The following is a 19,142-nucleotide window of genomic DNA, read 5'->3' as shown; positions in this document are numbered from 1 at the left end:
GGTGGCTCCCGCGCGGGAATCCTGGGGTGAGTCGCATCGTAACCGCGATCCCGGTCGTCTGCCGGTGGCACGTGCGGCGCCTTGGCGCCGCCCGGGCCTGCCCGTAGGCTCGGACCAGACGTCACTCCAGCCGAAGCCGCCCGGCCCGCGAGGGGAGCAAGTGATGCGCATCGTTCACTATCGCCACGCGTGCGTGCTCGTCGAGACCGCATCGGCCCGCATCCTGATCGACCCGGGCGCGTTCTCCGCAGGCTACGAGCAGGAACGCAATCTCGACGCGGTACTGATCACGCACCAGCACTACGACCACATCGACGCCGACTCGCTGCCGTCGCTGCTCGAGGCGAACCCCGGCGCGCGGCTGATCACCGACCCCGGCACCAAGGACACGGTCGCCAAGCTCGGGTTGACCTCGGAAACCGCCAATCCCGGCGACCGGCTGCAGATCGCAGGCAGCACCGTGGCCGTCACCGGAGGCCAGCACGCCGTGATCCACCCCGACATCCCAGGCATCACCAACGTCGGGTACCTCGTCGACGGCGGCGCCTTCTACCACCCCGGCGACGCGTTCCACGTGCCGTCCGAAAGTGTCGACGTGCTCGGGCTCCCGACGGCTGCCCCGTGGTTGAAAGCCGCCGAGGCAGTGGACTTCCTCCGCGCGGTGGCCCCCCGCATCGCGGTACCGATCCACGAGGCTGTGCTGGCCTATCCCGCGATGCACTACGGCCTATTCACCAACCTCGCCCCCGACGGCACCGAGGTGCGGGTACTGGAGGACGGCACGGGCCTCACGGTGTAGTCAGGTCACCAGCGCTCGTCAGCGCACTCGGGCATGCTCGTCACCCGGACTGCGCCGGTTGCGTTCGATGTCGGCCTCGATCGCGGCCCGGAGCTTGCGCTCCTCTCGCATCGAGCGCAGCGCAGCGGCGATCGCGGTGATCCACAGCGCGAGGACCGCGACGTAGGCGGCCAGCGATGCGGCAGTACCGACCTCGAGCGCTCCGCTCAGCAGCCACGTGTTGGTGAGCACGATCATGCCGCCTGCCAGCGCGCCGAGCAGCCGCGGCGGCACCCGCTGCGCCAACCAGGCGGCGACAGGGGCGGCGAGCACGCCACCGATCAGCAGCCCGACAACGGACCGGAAATCGATGCCGCCCGCACCGAGCACCACGAGGAACGCCGCGCTGCCCGCCACGGCAACGGACAGCTCGGCCGCGCTGACCGAACCGATCACCTTGCGCGGCTCCAGGCGGCCGCTGGACAGCAGCGTGGAGGTGGCGATGGGGCCCCAGCCACCGCCACCGGTGGCGTTGGTGAACCCCGCGATGAGGCCGAGGGGTCCGAAGAATCGCCCGTCCGGTCGCTTCTCGGTGATCAGCTTGCCCAGCTTGAGGAACGAGAACCGGATCAGCACGTACAGCCCGAGCAGGCAGAGGATGGACGCGATCCACACCGTGGCGGCGTCCAGCGAGAACTCCGAAAGCGCCACGAGCGCATACGCTCCTGCCGCTGCCCCCACGCCACCGGCCAGCGCCAGGATGCCGACCGTACGCCAGTCGATGTTGCGGAACTTCCAGTGCGACACCCCGGAGGCCAGCGCGATCCCGACCTGCGAGTAGTGCACCGCCGCCGAGGCGGGCGCGGGTGGCACGCCGACGGCGAGCAAGCCCGTGGTGGACAGCGCGCCGTAGCCCATACCGAGGCTGCCGTTGACCAGCTGAGCGAGGAAACCGGCCAGAACGAAAAGCAACAGGGATTCCATGACGACCTTCGTGTGATTGCCGACCGCGCTGCCCGCGCCGAGCGGCGGCCGAGCGAGGACGTACCGGGAGGCAGTGGACCGAACACGATGGCGCGGATGCCCGGTAGCCTGCCCGTCGAGGGCCTACCGGCTGCCTGCCGAGACAGACCGCGCGCCGGATGTCACAGACGGCAGAGCGCGGACTTCACACGGAGAAGGTCGATGTGGCGACGCTGGACCAAGGCGATCGCTTCTGCGGCGACCGCGGCGGAGTCCACGTCGCCTGCTGCAGGATGATCGTCCGAAGTCACGCTATGATCCTGACAGAGCCGGGCGGTTCGATCCAGCCGCTCTTAGATATTGAGAAGTACGCAACAAGCGGGGCGCGAACACGGGGAGGGCCGTGCGCTACGAGTGGATCTCTTTCACCACCGACTACGGCTTGACCGACCCGTTTGTCGGGATCTGCCACGGGGTCATCGGGCGTATCGCCCCGCACGCCAGGGTGATCGACATTACGCACGGCGTGCCCGCCGGGGCGATACGGCACGGCGCGCACACCCTTGCCCAGTCCGTGGCCTACCTCCCCGGCTGCGTGCACTGCGCGGTGGTCGACCCCGGTGTGGGCACCGCACGCCGCGGCATCGCGCTGGTGGCAGACGGCGGCCTGCTAGTGGGGCCGGACAACGGCCTGCTGCTGCCCGCCGCCGAGGCGCTCGGCGGGGCGCGCGAGGCTTACGAGCTCACCGCCGCTGAGTACCGGCTCGGCGAGGTATCGGCCACCTTCCACGGCAGGGACATCTTCGCCCCGGCCGCCGCGCATCTGGCCACCGGCGTGGCTCCCGCCGCGCTCGGCCCCGCCGTGCGGCCCGGCGAGCTCGAACTGCTCCCCGAGCCACATGTGCGGGTGCGGGACGGGACGCTGACCGCTGAGGTGCTGACCGTGGACGCGTTCGGCAACGTACAACTCGCCGCCACCGAGGCCGATCTGGCCGACGCGGGCCTTGCCCGCGACCCGGTGCGGGTGGACGCGGGCACCGGCGACCACACCGGTGATCACATCGCCACGCCCGGCAGGACCTTCGCCGACGTCGAGCCGGGACGGCTGGTGCTGCTTGTCGACTCGGCCGGATGGGTGGCGCTGGCGGTGAACCGGGGGTCGGCCGCCGCTCAACTCGGCCTGACAGCCTTGCCGCGGTCACCCTCCGGCAGCCAGGAGCGCACCGTCACGCTGTCGCCGAGCGCGACTTCCCCCGGGGCGAGCACCGCGTAGTTGGCCGCGAACGTCACCCCGCCATCGGCGGCACGGCGGTAGGTGGCCAGCGTCCGGATGGGCTCGGGCCCGGCCTTGCGCCCGGTGTCCTGGTCGACAAGCGGGATGGTGCAGCGCACGCACTCCCGTTCGAAGCCGAGCTCGGCGCCGCCGTTCCCGCCGATGGCTAGGCGGTCAACCCGATCCTCGAGGTGCGGTGCCGCCCAGCCCGACACGACGATGTTCGGCCGGAAACGGGTCATCGGCACCGGTTCGCCGCCGCGCTCACCGAGCCGCGCGATCAGCTCGTCCAGCGAGGCCTGCGAGGCCACCAGCACCGGGTAGGCATCGGCGAAGTGGCTCCAGCTGCCGTACCGACCCGCGCGGTGTCGCCGGATGTCCGCGGGGGCAGCGACCAGCCGCACGGGTGTGCCGAGCACGTCACCGAGCCAAGCGGCAACGCTGTCCCCCTGGTCAACACCAATGCCCTCCCAGGAGTGCACGGTGACGGCACGCCGAGGGCCCTCGGGATCGACGTCGACTGTGACTGGCTCGTGGCCGGGCGCGGACAGCGTCAGCCCTGTCAGCCCCGTAACCCCGGGCCCGCAGGGGATCACCTCCGGTTGGATGCACGCCATCGCGGGGTAGGTGCGTTGGCTCAGGAAGGTCCCGCTGGCGGCATCGACGATCACGAACCGGCGGTCGTGCTCCAGCCCGGTGGGCAGCACCCTGGCACTGGCCACCGGCACCCCCGCACAGCTCTTCACCGGGTAACACACCAGCTCGGCCACGACCGCGTCCACGGGCCGGAGGCTAGCAGCGCCGGAGCGGCCACCTCAGCACTTCGCCGGACCCCGGCAGGTGACGTGACGCACAAAGTCGCGCATCACGGGGCTCACAGGATGGGGGCGGGCTTGTAGTGCGCCGCCTCCGGGTAGCGCTCAACGACGCTGCCGACCTTGCGTGTCACATCGGCCACCTGCGCGGTCGCCAGCCCGGTGAACGACACGGGGTCGGCGAGCAGCCCGTCCAGCTCGGTGCGGTCGAGCGGGATCCGCTCATCGGCGGCCAGCCGGTCGAGCAGGTCGTTCCCCGCGATGCCCTGCTCTCGCATGGCCAGCGCGGCCGCCACCGCGTTCTCCTTGATCGCCTCGTGCGCGGTCTCCCTGCCCACTCCGGCGCGAACGGCAGCCATGAGCACCTTGGTGGTGGCCAGAAACGGCAGGTAACGGGCCAGCTCGGCATCGATGACGGCGGGGAACGGACCGAATTCGTCCAGCACCGTCAAGAAGGTCTCCAGCAGCCCATCGATGGCGAAGAACGCGTCCGGCAGCGCCACCCGGCGCACCACCGAGTCCGAGACATCGCCCTCGTTCCACTGGTGACCGGCCAGTTCGCCGAGCATCGAGGTGTAGCCGCGCAGCAGGACCGCGAACCCATTGACGCGCTCGCAGGAGCGAGTGTTCATCTTGTGCGGCATCGCCGAGGAGCCCACCTGGCCCGGCTGGAACCCCTCGGTGGCCAGCTCGTGGCCTGCCATCAGCCGGATCGTGGTGGCCAAGCTGGACGGCGCGGCCGCGAGCTGCACCACGGCCGAGGCCACCTCGTAGTCCAACGATCTCGGGTACACCTGGCCGACGCTGGTCAGCACCCGCTCGAAGCCGAGATGCCGCGCGACGGCCTGCTCCAGCTCGTCGACGGTGTACCGGTCGCCGACGAGATCGAGCATGTCCTGCGCGGTACCGACAGGTCCCTTGATGCCACGCAGCGGGTAGCGCGCGATCAGCTCCTCGAGACGGCCGAAGGCGACGAGCAGCTCGTCGGCGGCGCTGGCGAAGCGCTTGCCGAGCGTGGTCGCCTGCGCGGCCACGTTGTGCGAGCGGCCCGCGAGCACCAGCCTGTCGTGCTCGGCGGCCAGCGCCGCCAGTCTGCCGAGCACTGCCACGGCGCGGTTGCGCACCAGTTCCAGCGAGCGCCGGACCTGTAGTTGCTCCACGTTCTCGGTCAGGTCTCGGGAGGTCATGCCCATGTGCACGTGCTGGTGACCCGCGAGCGCGTTGAACTCCTCGATGCGTGCCTTCACATCGTGCCGGGTGACACGTTCCCGCTCGGCGATGGAAGCGAGGTCGACCCGGTCCAGCACCCGCTCGTAGTCGGCGATCACTCCCTCGGGCACTTCCACCCCGAGCTCGGCCTGCGCCCGCAGCACGGCCAGCCAGAGCTCACGCTCGGCGGCGACCTTCTGCTCCGGCGACCACACCGCTGCCAGCTCGGCGGAGGCGTAGCGGGTGGCGAGGACGTTCGGGATGCGGCTGCTGTCTGCTGCGGTCACGTCTGACGAGGGTAATCGGCGGTGTATGGGGCGGGTAGCGGCGGTCAGCGCGGGGTGGTGTCGGGCTCGTTGCCGACGCCGGGCGCACCGTGGGCTGGTGACCCTTCCAGCGCCGCGTGCAGCATGCGCTCGGCCGCGGCGCGGGGATCGGGGTCGATCTCGATCAGCGCGTTAACCACCGCGCCGTCGACGAGCGCGATGATGCGTTCCAGCTCGGCCGGGCTGACGGGCCTGCCGGAGCGATCGAAGATCTCGGAAAGCAGTGACCGCAGCTCCGCTGCCAGCGTGCGCATCAGCGGCCGCAAATGCGGCCTGCGACCGGTGGCCACGAGGCGCTCGTAGCGCACGAGCACCGCTTCCGCATCGGCGTCGCCTGCGGCTCTGCGCGGGCCAAGCAGCATGTCCAGCACGAGCTCGATCAGCGCCGCCGTGGACCGTTCGCAGGTGTCCAGCTCGGCCAGCCGCTGCCTACCGCGGTCCAGATCGGCACGGGCGTGACGCTCGACGACCGCGGCCACCAGGTCGTCGAGGGAGCTGAAGTAGTAGGTGGTCGAGGCGAGCGGCAGTCCTGCCCGCTCAGCGACGGCGCGGTGCCGCACCGCATCGAAGCCGCCCTCCACGAGGAGCCCGACGCCCGCGTCGAGCAGCGCCGCGCGGCGACGTTCCCCCTTCGGCGTACTTCCGGTCATGGTGGGTCATCCTGCCACCGACCCACGCCTGGGGCAGGAAACCGGTTGACAACCAGGGGCGGGGCGACAGAACAAGCAGAAGACGGCGCCGGGGAGCTCACCAGCGAGGGTATTGGCAAGCTCCCCGGCACCTAGACCGCACCTGGGAGGTGCGTCGACATTCCCGCGCTTCGGTGGCCACGCCACCCCCCTGCATGGACGACATGGCCTGCGTGGAAACGCCGACACCCTTACAGACGCACAGCCCCCCTCGTGGGTTGCGTCGGCACGGCAGCGAAAGTTCTCGAATCCGCATCGGGCTCCCCAACGGGGAGCGGACGCACCCTTTGCCCCACTGGTGACCGAAGGCGTGTTACGCCGTGTACGCGTACTCCGCTCCAGCTCGGGCCGGATTCGGATGGTTCCCAGCCGGGTTCATTCATTAGAATTGTCTTGAGCGTTGATATCGATGACGGTGTGTGATGTGATCGAACCGTGACCTTCGCGCAACGTTCCCTGATCGATCTCCGCTCAGACACGTTGACCAGTCCGGACGAGCGGATGCGGGCCACAATGGCCGCGGCCGAGGTCGGCGACAACGTGCTGGATGTCGATCCCACCGTCCGTGAGCTGGAGGAGCGGACGGCCGCCTTACTCGGCAAAGAAGACGCGTTGTGGACGCCGAGCGGGACGATGGCCAATCTCATCGCGCTGTGCCAGCACCTACAGCGGGGCGACCGCTTCCTCGCCCCACGTGATGCGCACGTGCTGAACAACGAGCTGGGATCCGCCGCGTGGCTGGCTGGCGGCATGCCGGAGGCACTGGAAACCGATGCGGGCCCCGGCCGCCCGTCGCTTCGGGGACTCGCCCGCGCCATCAGCAACGGGGCGAGCACCTCGTACTTGGCGATGCGCACCACGCTGCTGTGCCTGGAGAACACCCACAACGCGGCAGGCGGGGCGATCGTCCCAGCCGACGAGCACGCCCAGCTGGTCGCCATGGCGCGCGACGCGGGCATCGCCGTTCACCTGGACGGCGCGCGGTTGTGGAACGCGGCCGTCGCGCTCCAGCTACCTCCCGGCGCGCTGACCGTCGGAGCGGACAGCGTGAGCGTCTGCTTCAGCAAGGCGCTCGGCGCGCCGGTCGGTTCCGCGCTGGCGGGCAGCGCGGAGTTCATCGAGCAGGCCCGCCGCACCCGGCAGATGCTCGGGGGCGGGGTACGCCAGGGCGGTGTCCTCGCCGCGGCGTCCCTGCACGCCCTCGACCGGATGAACGAGCTCGCCACCGACCACGCCAATGCCGCCCGGCTCGCAGCCGGGCTCGCAGAACTGGGCTGGGACGTGCGAACCCCGCAGACGAACATCGTGCTCGCCGCCGTCGCCGACGTGGAACGAACTCTGCACTCGCTCCGCGAGCTGGGCATCCTCGCGCTACCGCTGGCCGGACGCGTGCGGTTCGTCACGCATCGCGGGATCACCGCCGACGACATCGACACGGTGCTGGAGCGCGTCACCTCGGAGACCGCCCGGCAGCAGGCGCGGGGACCGGCGAGCGCCAGCCCGCGAATGCGGCTGTGAGAACCCCGGGCGGTGAGCGTCCTGGCGCGCGCTACCCGCGGATCTGCTTGGGCTGGCCCTTGCTCTTGATCGCGCCGTACGCGGCGGTGGCGGCCAGCAGCAACCCGCCGATCACGGCGATCCACAACAACCCGGTCAGGATCGGCCCCAGTACCGTAACCGCTAGCCAGATGACCAGCAGCACCCCGATGATCTTCCAGAGCATTGCCGTTCCTCCCTCGTGTCGGTGACAAAGCTCGTCGCTACTCTCCAGCTTGCCAGCTTCCGCCCCTGATGGCTGCCACTCGGCGACGACTTCAGGGTTTTCTCCGGGGAACCCTGGCGGGTCGGACGACCGACAGGCACGCCAGCACCCGCGGGAGCCGAGTGGCCGGGCGCTACAGCCAGCTTCCCAACCTGCGCAGGCACTCGCCGACGTCCCACTCGGAACCCGCGTAGGAGAACCGCACGAACTTGCCACCGTCGACCGGATCGAAATCGATCCCCGGCGTGATCGCTAACCCGGTATCGTCGAGCAGCCGCCTGCACCAGCTCAAGCTGTCCGATGTGTACTCCGAGACATCGGCGTAGGCGTAGAACGCGCCGTCGGCCGGGGCGACCCTGCCGATACCGACCTCCCCCAAGCCAGCGAGCAACGTGTCCCGGTTGTCCCGGTAACGCCGCACGTGCTCGTCCAGCTCGGCGTAGGAATCCTCGGTGAACGCCGCGACCGCCGCGTACTGCGCCAGCGCGGGAGCGCAGATATTCAGGTTCCCGGTCAGCACATCCACCGCCCGGTGTAGCCGTTCCGGAACGAGCATCCACCCCAATCGCCACCCGGTCATCCCGAAGTACTTCGAGAACGAGCCGAGCACCACCGCCTCGGTACTGGACTGCCACGCGGTGGCCTCCCTGGCATCGCCGGTGAAGCAGATGCCGTGGTAAATTTCGTCGCTGATCAGCTGCACCCCGTTGGCTGCGCACCATCCCGCGATCGCCGCAAGCTCGCCAGGAGCGAGCATCGTGCCGGTCGGGTTGTCGGGGCTGGCGATCACCAGCCCGTCCACGGGACCGAGCTCGTCAAGCAACTCGGTGGTCGGCTGGAACCGCGTTTCGGCGCCGACCGGGAACTCGACGACCTCGCACCCCAGCGTGCGGAGCAGGTTGCGGTAGGCGGGATAGCCGGGCCGCGGCATTGCCACCCGGTGCCCGTGTTCGAAGGCCGCCATGAACGCCAACAAGAAGCCGCCTGACGAGCCGGTCGTGACGATGACCTCCTCCTGGTCGACGGTCACCCCGTACCGGTTGGCGTAGTGCCCGGCGATCGCCTCACGCAGCTCGGGGATCCCCAGCTGGCCGGTGTAGCCCAGATCACCCTCGGCGAGGGCGCGCGCCGCCGCGTCCAACACCGGCTTCGGCGCACCGGCAGCGGGTTGCCCCGCGCACATCGAGACCACATCGCCGTGGCTTCGCTGCCGGGCCTTGGCTGCGGAGAGCACCTCCATCACGTGGAACGGCGGCACATCGGCGCGCGTGGACGGCCCGGGGAACGAGGTGGTGTCGGCCATGGCGGACAGGGTAGTGCGCCGGTCACGGAATACCAGGAACCACCGGTACACCTGTCATGATCAGGTTACGATGCCCGCGTGCTGTCTGTCCGAGAGCTGACCAAGAGCTACAACGGGGCGCGCGCGGTCGACCAGGTCTCGTTCGACCTCCAGCCCGGCACCGTTACCGCATTTCTGGGGCCCAACGGGGCGGGCAAGTCGACCACACTGCGGATGATCACCGGGCTGACCCCGCCGTCGGCGGGTGGGGCGTGGATCGCGGGACGGCCGTTCGTGCGCTGGCCCAACCCGTCGCACGTGGCCGGGGTGTTGCTGGACGCCTCCGCGGTACACCCCGGCAGGACAGGGCGATCACACCTGCGTAACGCGGCGCGCCTGGCGAAGGTGCCACTGGATCGCGCCGACGCGACACTGGCCGAGGTCGGCCTCGCCGATGCGGCGACCCGCAGGATCGGCAAGTACAGCCTCGGCATGCGCCAACGGCTCGGCCTGGCCCAGGCACTGCTCACCCGGCCCCCGGTGCTGATCCTCGACGAGCCCATCAACGGGTTGGATCCCGAGGGGATCCGCGCCATGCGGTCGCTGCTCCGCAACCATGCCGCGCAAGGTGGCACGGTGCTGCTGTCCAGCCACGTGCTCGCCGAGGTCGACCAGACCGCGGACCGGCTGCTGGTAATCGGACGTGGCCGGATCCTGGCGGACGGAGCGTTGCGTGACCTGGTCACCTCACAGCAGTCCGTGGTGAGCGGCCCGGACATGCCCGCCCTGGCGAACGCCCTACAGCGCGCGGGGGTGGCGATCCGGCAGGGCTCCAACGGCGCCATCCTCGCAGGCGCCACCACCGACCGCGTCTCCGAGATCGCGTTCCAGGCAGGAGTGCGCATCCACAGCATCACCGAACATCAGCTGAACCTGGAAGACCTCTTCTTCCGGCTCACAGGGGGACCCCAGCAATGAACCAGCCCACTCCGGGGTACGGGCAACCAGCACAGCACGGCATACTGCCCACGCCCGCTGCCGCCCAGCCCGAGGCCCAGCCAGCAGGGCAACAGGCGATGGCCGGACCGCCGGTCGCACCTCAGCAGCAAGAATCCGTCCCGCCATGGATGCAACGCGCGCGGGCACGGACCCCGCTGCACACCCTGATCGGCGTCGAGCTCCGCAAGCTCGCCGGAACTATCAGCGACCGGATCCTGCTCATCACCGGGCCGCTGGTGCTCGTCGGGCTCGGCACCGTCGGCGTCTTCCTCGGTCCCGTCGGCTACTACACGGCGGAATCCCAGATCGGGCCGACCGTCTGGCTCATCACGTTCTCCGCGATCGTCATCCACGCCGCGGTGATCAAGCTCGTCGCCGGGGAATGGCAACACCGCAGCGCCCAACCGACGCTGCTGCAACAGCCGTCACGAGCCCGGTACTTCCTCGCGCAGGCGTGCGTGGTGCTGCTGGTGTGGCTGGTCGCCGCCGCACTGCAGGTCGGCACCACGCTCGTTGCCACGCCCATCGCCGTCGACCAGGCAGGCAGCGGGTACCTCCTCGGGTACCGGCTCGGCTGGGTCATCGGCGTGATCGCGCTGGGCTCGCTCCTCACCATCCTCACCGCCCTGATCGTGGCGATGCTGATCCCCAACGCGGCCGGGGCGCTGGCGCTGTACTGCGCGGTGGTGCCCGCGCTGCTCATCCTCACCGGCAGCCTGCCCGAGTACTTCGTGTGGATCGCACCGGCAGCGGCCGCGTTCGAGCTCGCCGGTACCTCACCGGTCGACCACGCAGGGCCGGTGATCACCTCGCTGACGCTGTGGGCCACGCTGCTCGTACTCGCGATCTGGCGCGTGTCCCGGCGCGACCTCGCCTGAGGCCTCGGGATCACTCCGCCAGCTCGGTGGCCAGCGACCCGCCCTCCGGGTCGATCGCCTCGTCCAGGAGCACCTCGGCGGCCTTGCTGACCACCGTGCACTGCTCGGCCGCGAACGCGTCCAGCGCCTCGCGGTCCTTCGGTTCGCTGGTGAACTGGTCCTCGAACAACTCGTCGTGTTTCTGGCGGCTCGCTTCCTCCTCCAGGTAACCGACGAACTCCAACGCGGGGAGCGAGCCGGTGTCCACGGCGACGGTGCAGTTGACGTAGCCGTTCTCGTTGTCGACCCGGGTCACGGCATAGTAGCGATCCAGCAGGATCGAACGCTGGAAATGTCCCCCTGTCCATGAGCCGCCATCCCACTCGCTGTCGAAGGCGGGCGTGTCCTCATCTCTGTCAGGGTCGCTTCTGGGGATCAACTCGTGCACTCCCAGCCAGCCGAAGGGTTGATCGCCTCCGGCGCGCACCACGCACCCCTGCCGGATCGACTCCTCCGGTGTCTCCATGTCGCCGGTCATGCCCGCCTGCTGCGCGACCTCCGAGGTGATCTGTGCGCAGTCGCCGGTGAACGGGAACGGGCGCTCCGCTGTCGACTTACGCTCGTCGTAGGCCACCGCGTCCTCCGGGATCTCCGGGGCGGGCATACCGGGTTCCGGCCCCGGCGGGGCCACACACGAGGCGAGCACCAGGCTTGCGGCGACGGCTGCCGTGACAGACATTCCCACTCGGATGATCACGCGCCCCATTTCACCATGACCGGCCGTGGCGCGGTGCCGGATCACCCCATCTCACACCTCGTCGATCACACCTCGTCGAGCAGCTCCCACGCCCGCTCGGTCAGCAGCTGGTTGCTTGCGGGCGCCAGGGTGCTCCAGTACCTCTCGCCGCCGGTGTCCTGAACCTGGAACAGGTACCGTCCCGCGTCGGTGTCGTGGAAGGCCACCACCCGCGCGCCACGCCGCCGCTGCCCCTGCCTGCCGTGCCGCTCCGCGCCGATCTGGCAGCGGCAGACCGTACCGAGGAACATGCCAGCGACCTCCTGCGCCTCCCACAGTTCCACGCCGCGATCGGCCAGCGCGGTCACCAGCGCGTGCGGGTCCCCGCGTGCCTCGGCGTCTGCCTCGCGGAGCAGCTCGTAGGGCAACGTCACCGACTGGCCCGGTCCCGCTTCGAACTTGCCCGCCACCGACACCGCCGCGCTTGCCAGCGCGTCGCAGGCGACGGGGATCAACCAGACCTCGTCGCCGTCGACCACGCCGAGGATCGCGTCGGTCCCGGTACTGGCCGCCACCGCGGAGATGCGCCGGTCCGCCCATACCCATGTGTCGAACAGCGCCGCCGGCTGGGCGAGCACGGCCAGCATGTCCAGCAACTCACCGGTGATCTGCCCGCCCCGCACCAACCCGCGCCGCGTCAGGTCGTGCCAGGCGCGTTCGACGAGCTCGGCACGTTCGCTGTGGGTGGTTCCCGGACTGGGCACCGACAGCGCCGCATGCCGCGAAGGGAGCCGCTCCTGTTCCCAGGCCACGTCGAACTCCAGTGCTGAGAGCACCACGCTGTCGCCAGGGACGGCAGCCGTCACTGGCGGCCCGGATCGACGTCACCCGCGCGGTCGTGCTCCCCCACCTCAGCCGGGTCCGCTTCCCCTCCCGCGTCCGAGGAGGCCGTGGTATCCGGGTCGACCACGGTAGGCAGAACCCGGCGCTCATCGGCGAACAGGTCGGCACCGGTCACGGGCTGCCTGCGCACGTTCTCGACTTCGCCGCTGGCGTCCTGCGGTGCCGCGGGCTCCAAGACACCCGGGTCGGGTTTGAGGTGTTCGGTCTGATCCTCGGCGGGCAGCGGGCACTCGGCGAGCGCCTGCTCCTGGTCGTCGAAGGGATACTCGCGCAGCACCCGATCGCTACCGTTCTCGCCGGTAGAGCGGGGCCGGCGGTCGGGATCGCCGCTCAACGCGGCCGCGGCACCCGCAGCGCCGAGCGCCGTCACTGCTCCACCGATCGCGTTCTCCGGCTGCTCGGCGGTCGCTGTGGCCTGCGTACCGCTGCCGACAGCGTGGGCCTGTTCCGCCGCGGGCGGCGGCGCCGCGCCGACCAGCTTGCCCTTGGCGTGCGGCACTTCCTTGGCCCCCCTCGGCGGGGCCTCGGGACCGCCGAGGCCGGGTGGCTGGCCGGGTGGCTGGCCGGGCGCCGGTCCCGACCGTGGTCCCCCGCCCGGTTGCTGCTGCCCCTGACCGGCTTGCGGGCCCGGCTGTTGGCCATGCAGTTGGCCGGGCTGCTGGGCTGCCTGCTGACCCGGCCCACCGCTTGCCGTGGCCCCACCGGCTTGCCCGCCGCCCCCAGGCTGCTTCGCCGAGGGCTGCTCGGCGGGCGGCGTCGCACCCGGTGCCGGTGCCACGCCGAGCTGACCCGCGCTTGCCCCCTGCGGCGCCGTGCCCGGCCCGGTCGTCGAGGCGGGGGCGGTGCCTTTCTGCCCTTCCTGGGTCTCCTCCGGCGGGCACGGCTGCTCGGGACCCAACACCGCGCCAGCCCGCGCCTCACCGGAGGAGAGTGCCTGCGTGCCCGGCGGGGCGGTCGCCGGGCCGTCCTGACGCGGCATCGCGCCGTGCCCGGCGGCCTGCGCGCCGGGCCCATGGGCATCGGGCGCGGCGGTCGACGCACCGCTGGCGGTTGGCTTCGGCGTGCCCAGCGGCTTCCCGCCGTCGTCGGTGGCAACGGCGGCCTTGCCCAGCATGTCGTCCGGGGACGGCTCGGGGACCGGGGAGGGCTTGCCCTTGTCCGGTGTCTCCTCGGGATGGGACAGCGCGAGGTGGTCGGGCGCGCGCAACGACTCGAGCCTGCTCAGCTGCTCGCCGGTCTCGGCGGCGTAGGTGTTCAGCGCGTCCACCGCCTGGCTGCGCGCGGCCGCGGCCTCGTTGACCCGCCGGGCCTGGTCGGTCTCGTAGCCGATGAGGCTGCCGAGGAAATCCCCGACGCCCTTCCCACCCGCACCCGCGCGCAGCGTGGCGGCGTCGGGGAGCTTGTGGAGCGTGCGGTTGAACGATTCGCCGTAGGCGAACGCGATCTCGGCGGCCTGTTTGATCCTCTCCTCGGCCTGGCTGGAGAAGTCCGAGTGGGAGGTCAGCAGTCGCCGCGCCCGCTGTGCCGCATCTCCCGTCCAGTCGATGCCGAGCCTGCCCAGCTCCGCCCGCAGTGTCTCCTCGGTCGCCGCCAGCGTGCTGGCCACCCGCTGCAGCGCCTCGACGGCGGCGTGCACATCCTCGCTGCCCCGGCCGTTCCGGAACCGGTCGATCTGCTCGGCGAGCATCTCATCGGTGTAGCCGTCGAACCGCTGGTCGGTGATCCTGCTGATGATCGATGCGGCTTCGGGCACGCTCATGAACCCTCCCAGGCTTGGTCGAGGCGCGTTCGGCTCACTCGCTAACACGGCCCGCTGCGATCGCCGAGAGCCGACGCGGCCTGCTCGTCGACCTTCCGGTACTCCTCGGCAGCGCGGCGCAGCTGGTAGGCGAAACCGTGCAGTTCCTTGACGTACTCGCGCACCCGAGCCAGGTGCGAGTGCCCGAGATCGGCCACCAGGTCGTTCCAGGCCTGCGTGGCGTGTTCGCTGACGATGTCTCCGGCTGGCGGGGCCAAACGCACCACGCCTTCCGCCTCGTAGACGGCCGAGTCCAGCGCGTGCATCTGCTCCTCGATGATCGAGGCGGCCTCCAGCAGCTGATCCGGCTCCACCTCGATGGTCGTGGCATGAGCCCCCGGCGGGATCGCCGCGTCCGCAGCATCCTCGTGCATTACCCTCACCACCGCTTCCAAACCGGCCACGGCACCGCGCGAGCGGTAGCACGGTCGGTAACCACCCACGTTCTCTTCGGAGGCTACCAAGTCGGCGCGACCAGCGCCGCTCCTTCCGCCGAATCCCTGGCGTCCCGGTCGGGTTTCCCGGCCGTTGTACTACTCCTCGCCCGCAGGCACGGAGATCTCGCCACGCACCGCGCGTAACGCGATATCGGTACGGTGATGCGATCCGGGGAGATGCACCGCGGCCACCCGCTGGTAGGCGATTTCCCGCGCGGCAGCCAGGTCGTCACCGACGCCCACGACGGACAGCACCCGGCCGCCAGCGGACACGGTCGCCCCGTCCTCGCGGCGTTTGGTCCCGGCGTGCAGCACGCCCTCGGCGTCGGCTCCGGTGATGACCTCTCCCGTGTAGGGCGTGCCCGGGTAGCCATCGGCCGCGATCACCACCGTGACGGCCGCTCCGTCCGCCCAGTCCAGCGGCGGCTGCTCGTCCAGCACGCCGGTGGCCGTCGCGTGCAGCACGCTCGCCAGCGGGGTGCGCAGCAACGCCAGCACCGCCTGTGTCTCAGGGTCGCCGAAGCGGCAGTTGAACTCCACCACGCGCGGACCGTCCGAGGTGAGCGCGAGCCCGACGTAGAGCAACCCGGAGTACGGGGTGCCGCGTGCGGCCAGCTCGTCCACGACCGGCTGCACGATCCGCCCGACGACCTCGGCGGTGAAGTCCTCCGGCACCCACGAGGGCGGGGCGTAGGCACCCATGCCCCCGGTGTTCGGGCCGGTATCGTCGTCGCCGACCCGCTTGAAGTCCTGGGCGGGCAGCAACGGTCGCACGGTGTGGCCATCGACGAAGCAGAACAGCGAGGCCTCCGGCCCGTCGAGATAGCTCTCCAGCAGCACGGGATGTCCACTGTCCAGCAGCGTCAACGCGTGCTTACGGGCCTCATCGTAGTCGGTGGTGACCACGACGCCCTTGCCCGCTGCCAGCCCGTCGTCCTTGACTACCCAGGTTGGACCGAAGCGCGCAAGCGCGGCGTCCAGGTGGGCTGGGCTGTCCACCACCTCGCTGTGCGCGGTTGGCACCCCGGCCGCAGTCATGACCTCCTTGGCGAAGGCCTTCGACCCTTCGATCCTGGCCGCTTCCGCCGACGGCCCGAAACACGGGATACCGATCTCACGGACCGCGTCGGCCACCCCAGCCACCAGCGGCGCCTCGGGGCCGATCACCACGAGGTCGGCACCCCATCCGCGCGCGGCGGCGACCACCTCCCCGGCATCGACCGGGTTGACGGGCAGCTGCTCGGCGAGCATCGCGGTTCCCGCGTTTCCCGGCGCGCACGCCAGCGCGGTCACCGCGGGGTCACGGGACACGGCGAGCAGGATGGCGTGCTCGCGGGCTCCGGATCCGATTACCAGGACACGCACGAACAGCAGGGTAGCCGCCCCGCCCGCGGGGCCGGAGCGTGGGGATGTGTCACCGCGGATGGCAGCAGGCGGTACGACCGTGCTACACAGACACGGGATACCGCGAGTTCCGGAGGTTGTCAGTGGGCACGATCACCAGGTCGTGGCGCAGGTCGGCAGGAGCACTGGTTGCGGCGGGCGCGCTGCTCGCCGCAGCGTGCGGCGGCGAGTCGGCGGACGAGGACGACCGCACCGGCGACGACGGCGCCAACGGCGATGCCGAGCAACGCGAGGAGCAGCCGGAACCGGCACACACCGAGGAGCAGGCCGCTGTGGTGGCCGTGGCGCAGGAGTTCTACCTCGCCATCGACGAGGGCGAGGGGCAGCGCGCGTGCGACCTGCTCGTCGACTCGATGCAGCGGTTCTACGCCGAGGAGGCGGCGGACTGCGCGAGCGCGATCGAGGGCATCCACGACGAGCTCGGCGACACCCGCCTGTCGACGATCCGATTCGACGCCGAGGACGTGGTGGTCGATGGCGACGAAGCCACGCTGAGCGCGGCGGACATCGCCGAGACCAACGCGACCGACCCGGACAACGTGGACGGTTTCGAGTTCGTCAACGCCGACGGCGACTGGCTCATCTCCTACATCAGCTGAATGGCGAGCTGAACGTCACGTCGGTTCCGTAGAGGGCGCCGAGCGTCACGTTCGGCGCCCCACCCGCCGGTAGCTTTCCGGGGCGAACTCGTCTCGGGCGATATGTGCCCGCCTGGCGCGCAGGTACTGCGGGCCGTTGATCCGCAACGCACGCGGCAGCAGCGGCGTGAGCGAGCGCGAGACGGCCGCGATGGCGCGCAACTGCACCTGCCGCACCGGTCCCCAGCGCAGCCCCAGCCGCTGCCGGAGCAGCGGCGGCAGTAGGCCCGTGGTGGCCAGCCGGAGCACGTACGAGGCCGGCCAGCTCGCCACCCGCCACAGCGGTTCCGTCCAGCGCGGCAGCACAGGTGGCCGCGCTGGTCTGGCCAGGCTGTCCACCACGTCTACTGCCGAGGTCGTGCGCTCCAGCCGCCTGCTCACCATCTCGTCGAAGTACGCGTCGAACCCCTCCCAGTCGGCGGGCAGGTCACCCTGACGGATGCCGAGCAGCCGCGCCAACCCCAGCCACTCCTGGTACAGCCGCGCGTGATCCTGTTCGGTCATCGTGCCGATGAACCAGCGATTGACATCCACGATCGCCCGCACCAGGGTGGCCTGCACCCAGGCGTAGGCCTCCGGTTCCAGCGCGTGATACCGGCTGCCGTCCGGGTTGGCGCCCTTGATCCGCTTGTGCATCTCGCGCAGCTTGCGGGTCACCTCGACGGCGTCGTCCCCGCCGTAGATGGTCAGGTTGACGTAGTCGAGCGTGCGGAACAGCCGCTGCCACGGCTCGGCCTTGTAGTTCGAGTGGTCCCGTACCCCCGCGCCGACGGTGGGGTGGGCGGTCTGCAACACCAGCGCGTACCCGGCACCGAAGAACCCCCGGATGTCGCTGGCGTACTGCCAGGAGACCGAGTCCGGGCCGAGCACCAGCTCGCGTGCCCACTCGTCGGCCATGTCCGCGCTACCCATCGGCGTACCTCGCTCCCGGCCCGCTCACCACCCGTCGCGTTCACGCTAGATGTAGACAACGTGCGTTGTCGAGAATTCGGACTGAGAGACCGATGGGCACGGCGAACCACCGCCACACGGTCACCCCGGAGCATCGGGCCGATCACCCGGCGGGAGGAGAAGGTCAGAAGCATCACAGTTGTCTACCACCTGACCAGGTGCGACATGAGACCGTGGGAACCGGAACCGACATGCTCCCCACGCAATCCGCAACACCGGCCGCTCCGGCGGCGGGAAGGTCGTGATCCCCGCCATGAAAGGGCCGCGAAGACCCGGAGCCAACCGGGGCAAGCCACACATCATCAGTCACCGGGGCGCCTCCGGCTACCGCCCGGAACAGACCATCGCCTCGTTCGAGCTCGCCGCCCGGCTCGGCGCCGACTACCTCGAACCGGATCTGGTGACCACCAGCGACGGCGTGCTGATCACCCGCCACGAGCCGGTACTCGGCGAGACCACCGACGTCGCCACCCGGCCCGAGTTCGCCGACCGCCGCACCACCAAGGTCATCGACGGCGAAGTGCTCCGCGACGAGTGGTTCGCCGAGGACTTCACCTTCGATGAGATCAAGATTCTCCGCGCCAGAGAACCCATGCCCCACCTGCGCCAGCAGAACACCATCTATGACGGCCGGTGCGCCATCCCGTCGTTCGCGGAAGTCATCGACCTCACCATGCGGCTGTCGATCGAGCTGGGCAGGGACATCGGTCTCTACCCGGAGACCAAGCACCCCACCTACTTCCAGCAACTCGACCTGCCGCTGGAGCCTGCGCTGGTGGGGCTGTTGGAAAGCAACGGACTCAACCGGCCGGACGCCACGGTGTACGTACAGTCGTTCGAGGTCACCAACCTCGTCAAGCTACGCGACCAGCTCGACGTCCCGTTCATCCAGCTGACCTGCCCGGAGGGCGCGCCCTACGACCGGATACTCGCCTGTCACGGAGGAACCTACCGCGACATGATGACCCCAGAGGGCCTGGCGGGGATCGCCACGTACGCCCAGGGCATCGGGCCGGACAAGCAGGACGTCATTCCCCGCCTGCCCGACGGCAGCCTCGGCGAACCCACGTCGCTGATCGCCGATGCGCACGCCGTAGGGCTAGAGGTCCACCCCTACATCTTCCGCGCGGAGAACGCTTTCCTGCCCATCGAGCTCCGTTCCTCACAACGCCCGTCCGAGCTGGGTGACCTGTTCGGCAAGATCGAGACGTTCGTCGAGGCGGGCGTCGACGGGTTATTCGTCGACCAGCCGGACATCGCCGTCGAAGCGCTCGGCGGGCCTGGCAGGCACGCACCGCGGTCGCGCGACGCCATGCGGTGAT

At 70.3% G+C, this 19,142-nt stretch carries 20 protein-coding genes; 7 read left to right on the top strand and 13 right to left on the bottom strand.

Annotation, left to right across the window (positions count from 1 at the left end):
* Positions 1–163 precede the first annotated feature (163 nt).
* The gene (locus tag F8178_RS01675) at positions 164–799 is read left to right on the top strand and encodes an MBL fold metallo-hydrolase (RefSeq protein WP_317492783.1); all 636 of its coding nucleotides are present in this window, start codon (positions 164–166) and stop codon (positions 797–799) included.
* Positions 800–817: 18 nt separating this feature from the next.
* Here F8178_RS01675 and F8178_RS01670 read toward each other — a convergent pair whose 3' ends face one another.
* Complete coding sequence (locus tag F8178_RS01670; protein ID WP_317492782.1) at positions 818–1,762, bottom strand: sulfite exporter TauE/SafE family protein; 945 nt, start codon at positions 1,760–1,762, stop codon at positions 818–820.
* Positions 1,763–1,923: 161 nt separating this feature from the next.
* Positions 1,924–2,019 (bottom strand): putative leader peptide, encoded by a 96-nt coding sequence (locus tag F8178_RS20380; RefSeq protein WP_396344958.1) that lies wholly within the window; start codon positions 2,017–2,019, stop codon positions 1,924–1,926.
* 125 nt (positions 2,020–2,144) lie between these two features.
* On the opposite strand from F8178_RS20380, the gene F8178_RS01665 reads away from it, so the two are divergent.
* On the top strand, positions 2,145–3,014 hold the full coding sequence (locus tag F8178_RS01665) for an SAM-dependent chlorinase/fluorinase (RefSeq protein WP_317492781.1): 870 nt from the start codon (positions 2,145–2,147) through the stop codon (positions 3,012–3,014).
* On the opposite strand, the gene F8178_RS01660 is transcribed toward F8178_RS01665, so the two are convergent.
* The 3 genes from F8178_RS01660 to F8178_RS01650 form a co-directional block, all read right to left on the bottom strand.
* Positions 2,912–3,796 (bottom strand): MOSC N-terminal beta barrel domain-containing protein, encoded by an 885-nt coding sequence (locus tag F8178_RS01660; protein ID WP_317492780.1) that lies wholly within the window; start codon positions 3,794–3,796, stop codon positions 2,912–2,914. The two genes, F8178_RS01665 and F8178_RS01660, sit on opposite strands and share 103 nt — an antisense overlap.
* Positions 3,797–3,888: 92 nt before the next feature.
* Positions 3,889–5,325: an adenylosuccinate lyase gene (purB, locus tag F8178_RS01655; protein ID WP_317492779.1), complete on the bottom strand. Its 1,437-nt coding sequence runs from the start codon at positions 5,323–5,325 to the stop codon at positions 3,889–3,891.
* Between the two features lie 44 nt (positions 5,326–5,369).
* A complete protein-coding gene (locus F8178_RS01650; protein WP_317492778.1) occupies positions 5,370–6,014 on the bottom strand; it encodes a TetR family transcriptional regulator C-terminal domain-containing protein in 645 nt (214 codons plus the stop codon).
* A gap of 474 nt (positions 6,015–6,488) precedes the next feature.
* On the opposite strand from F8178_RS01650, the gene F8178_RS01645 reads away from it, so the two are divergent.
* On the top strand, positions 6,489–7,571 hold the full coding sequence (locus F8178_RS01645) for a GntG family PLP-dependent aldolase (protein WP_317492777.1): 1,083 nt from the start codon (positions 6,489–6,491) through the stop codon (positions 7,569–7,571).
* Between the two features lie 31 nt (positions 7,572–7,602).
* On the opposite strand, the gene F8178_RS01640 is transcribed toward F8178_RS01645, so the two are convergent.
* Both F8178_RS01640 and F8178_RS01635 read right to left on the bottom strand, forming a co-directional pair.
* Positions 7,603–7,776 (bottom strand): hypothetical protein, encoded by a 174-nt coding sequence (locus F8178_RS01640; protein ID WP_317492776.1) that lies wholly within the window; start codon positions 7,774–7,776, stop codon positions 7,603–7,605.
* A 172-nt stretch (positions 7,777–7,948) separates the two neighbouring features.
* On the bottom strand, positions 7,949–9,118 hold the full coding sequence (locus F8178_RS01635; RefSeq protein WP_317492775.1) for an aminotransferase class I/II-fold pyridoxal phosphate-dependent enzyme: 1,170 nt from the start codon (positions 9,116–9,118) through the stop codon (positions 7,949–7,951).
* Positions 9,119–9,196: 78 nt separating this feature from the next.
* Between F8178_RS01635 and F8178_RS01630 the strand changes: the two genes are divergently transcribed.
* Both F8178_RS01630 and F8178_RS01625 read left to right on the top strand, forming a co-directional pair.
* Complete coding sequence (locus F8178_RS01630) at positions 9,197–10,075, top strand: ATP-binding cassette domain-containing protein (protein ID WP_317492774.1); 879 nt, start codon at positions 9,197–9,199, stop codon at positions 10,073–10,075.
* On the top strand, positions 10,072–10,974 hold the full coding sequence (locus F8178_RS01625; protein WP_317492773.1) for a hypothetical protein: 903 nt from the start codon (positions 10,072–10,074) through the stop codon (positions 10,972–10,974). The genes F8178_RS01630 and F8178_RS01625 overlap by 4 nt, the downstream gene beginning before the upstream one ends.
* 10 nt (positions 10,975–10,984) lie before the next feature.
* Here F8178_RS01625 and F8178_RS01620 read toward each other — a convergent pair whose 3' ends face one another.
* The 5 genes from F8178_RS01620 to purD form a co-directional block, all read right to left on the bottom strand.
* Positions 10,985–11,692 (bottom strand): hypothetical protein, encoded by a 708-nt coding sequence (locus F8178_RS01620; RefSeq protein WP_317492772.1) that lies wholly within the window; start codon positions 11,690–11,692, stop codon positions 10,985–10,987.
* A gap of 83 nt (positions 11,693–11,775) precedes the next feature.
* Complete coding sequence (locus F8178_RS01615) at positions 11,776–12,555, bottom strand: ESX secretion-associated protein EspG (RefSeq protein WP_317492771.1); 780 nt, start codon at positions 12,553–12,555, stop codon at positions 11,776–11,778.
* Positions 12,552–14,351 carry a hypothetical protein gene (locus F8178_RS01610; protein ID WP_317492770.1) on the bottom strand — a complete coding sequence of 600 codons (1,800 nt, stop codon included), beginning with the start codon at positions 14,349–14,351 and terminating at the stop codon, positions 12,552–12,554. Before F8178_RS01610 ends, F8178_RS01615 begins: the two co-directional genes overlap by 4 nt.
* A gap of 41 nt (positions 14,352–14,392) precedes the next feature.
* On the bottom strand, positions 14,393–14,764 hold the full coding sequence (locus F8178_RS01605; protein ID WP_317492769.1) for a type VII secretion target: 372 nt from the start codon (positions 14,762–14,764) through the stop codon (positions 14,393–14,395).
* A gap of 159 nt (positions 14,765–14,923) precedes the next feature.
* Positions 14,924–16,192, bottom strand: coding sequence for a phosphoribosylamine--glycine ligase (gene purD / locus F8178_RS01600; RefSeq protein WP_317492768.1), 1,269 nt, complete (start codon positions 16,190–16,192; stop codon positions 14,924–14,926).
* Positions 16,193–16,314: 122 nt separating this feature from the next.
* On the opposite strand from purD, the gene F8178_RS01595 reads away from it, so the two are divergent.
* Entirely contained in the window at positions 16,315–16,830 is a 516-nt protein-coding gene (locus F8178_RS01595; RefSeq protein ID WP_317492767.1) for a hypothetical protein, read from the top strand.
* Positions 16,831–16,875: 45 nt separating this feature from the next.
* Here F8178_RS01595 and F8178_RS01590 read toward each other — a convergent pair whose 3' ends face one another.
* Positions 16,876–17,781 (bottom strand): oxygenase MpaB family protein, encoded by a 906-nt coding sequence (locus F8178_RS01590; RefSeq protein WP_317492766.1) that lies wholly within the window; start codon positions 17,779–17,781, stop codon positions 16,876–16,878.
* Positions 17,782–18,073: 292 nt separating this feature from the next.
* Between F8178_RS01590 and F8178_RS01585 the strand changes: the two genes are divergently transcribed.
* Positions 18,074–19,141 (top strand): glycerophosphodiester phosphodiesterase family protein, encoded by a 1,068-nt coding sequence (locus tag F8178_RS01585; RefSeq protein WP_317492765.1) that lies wholly within the window; start codon positions 18,074–18,076, stop codon positions 19,139–19,141.
* Position 19,142 lies beyond the last annotated feature (1 nt).

This window comes from Haloechinothrix sp. LS1_15 (assembly GCF_033042135.1).
Classification (GTDB): domain Bacteria; phylum Actinomycetota; class Actinomycetes; order Mycobacteriales; family Pseudonocardiaceae; genus Haloechinothrix.
Note: the sequence above shows the minus strand (reverse complement) of the source record. Positions and strands in the feature narration are given on the sequence as shown.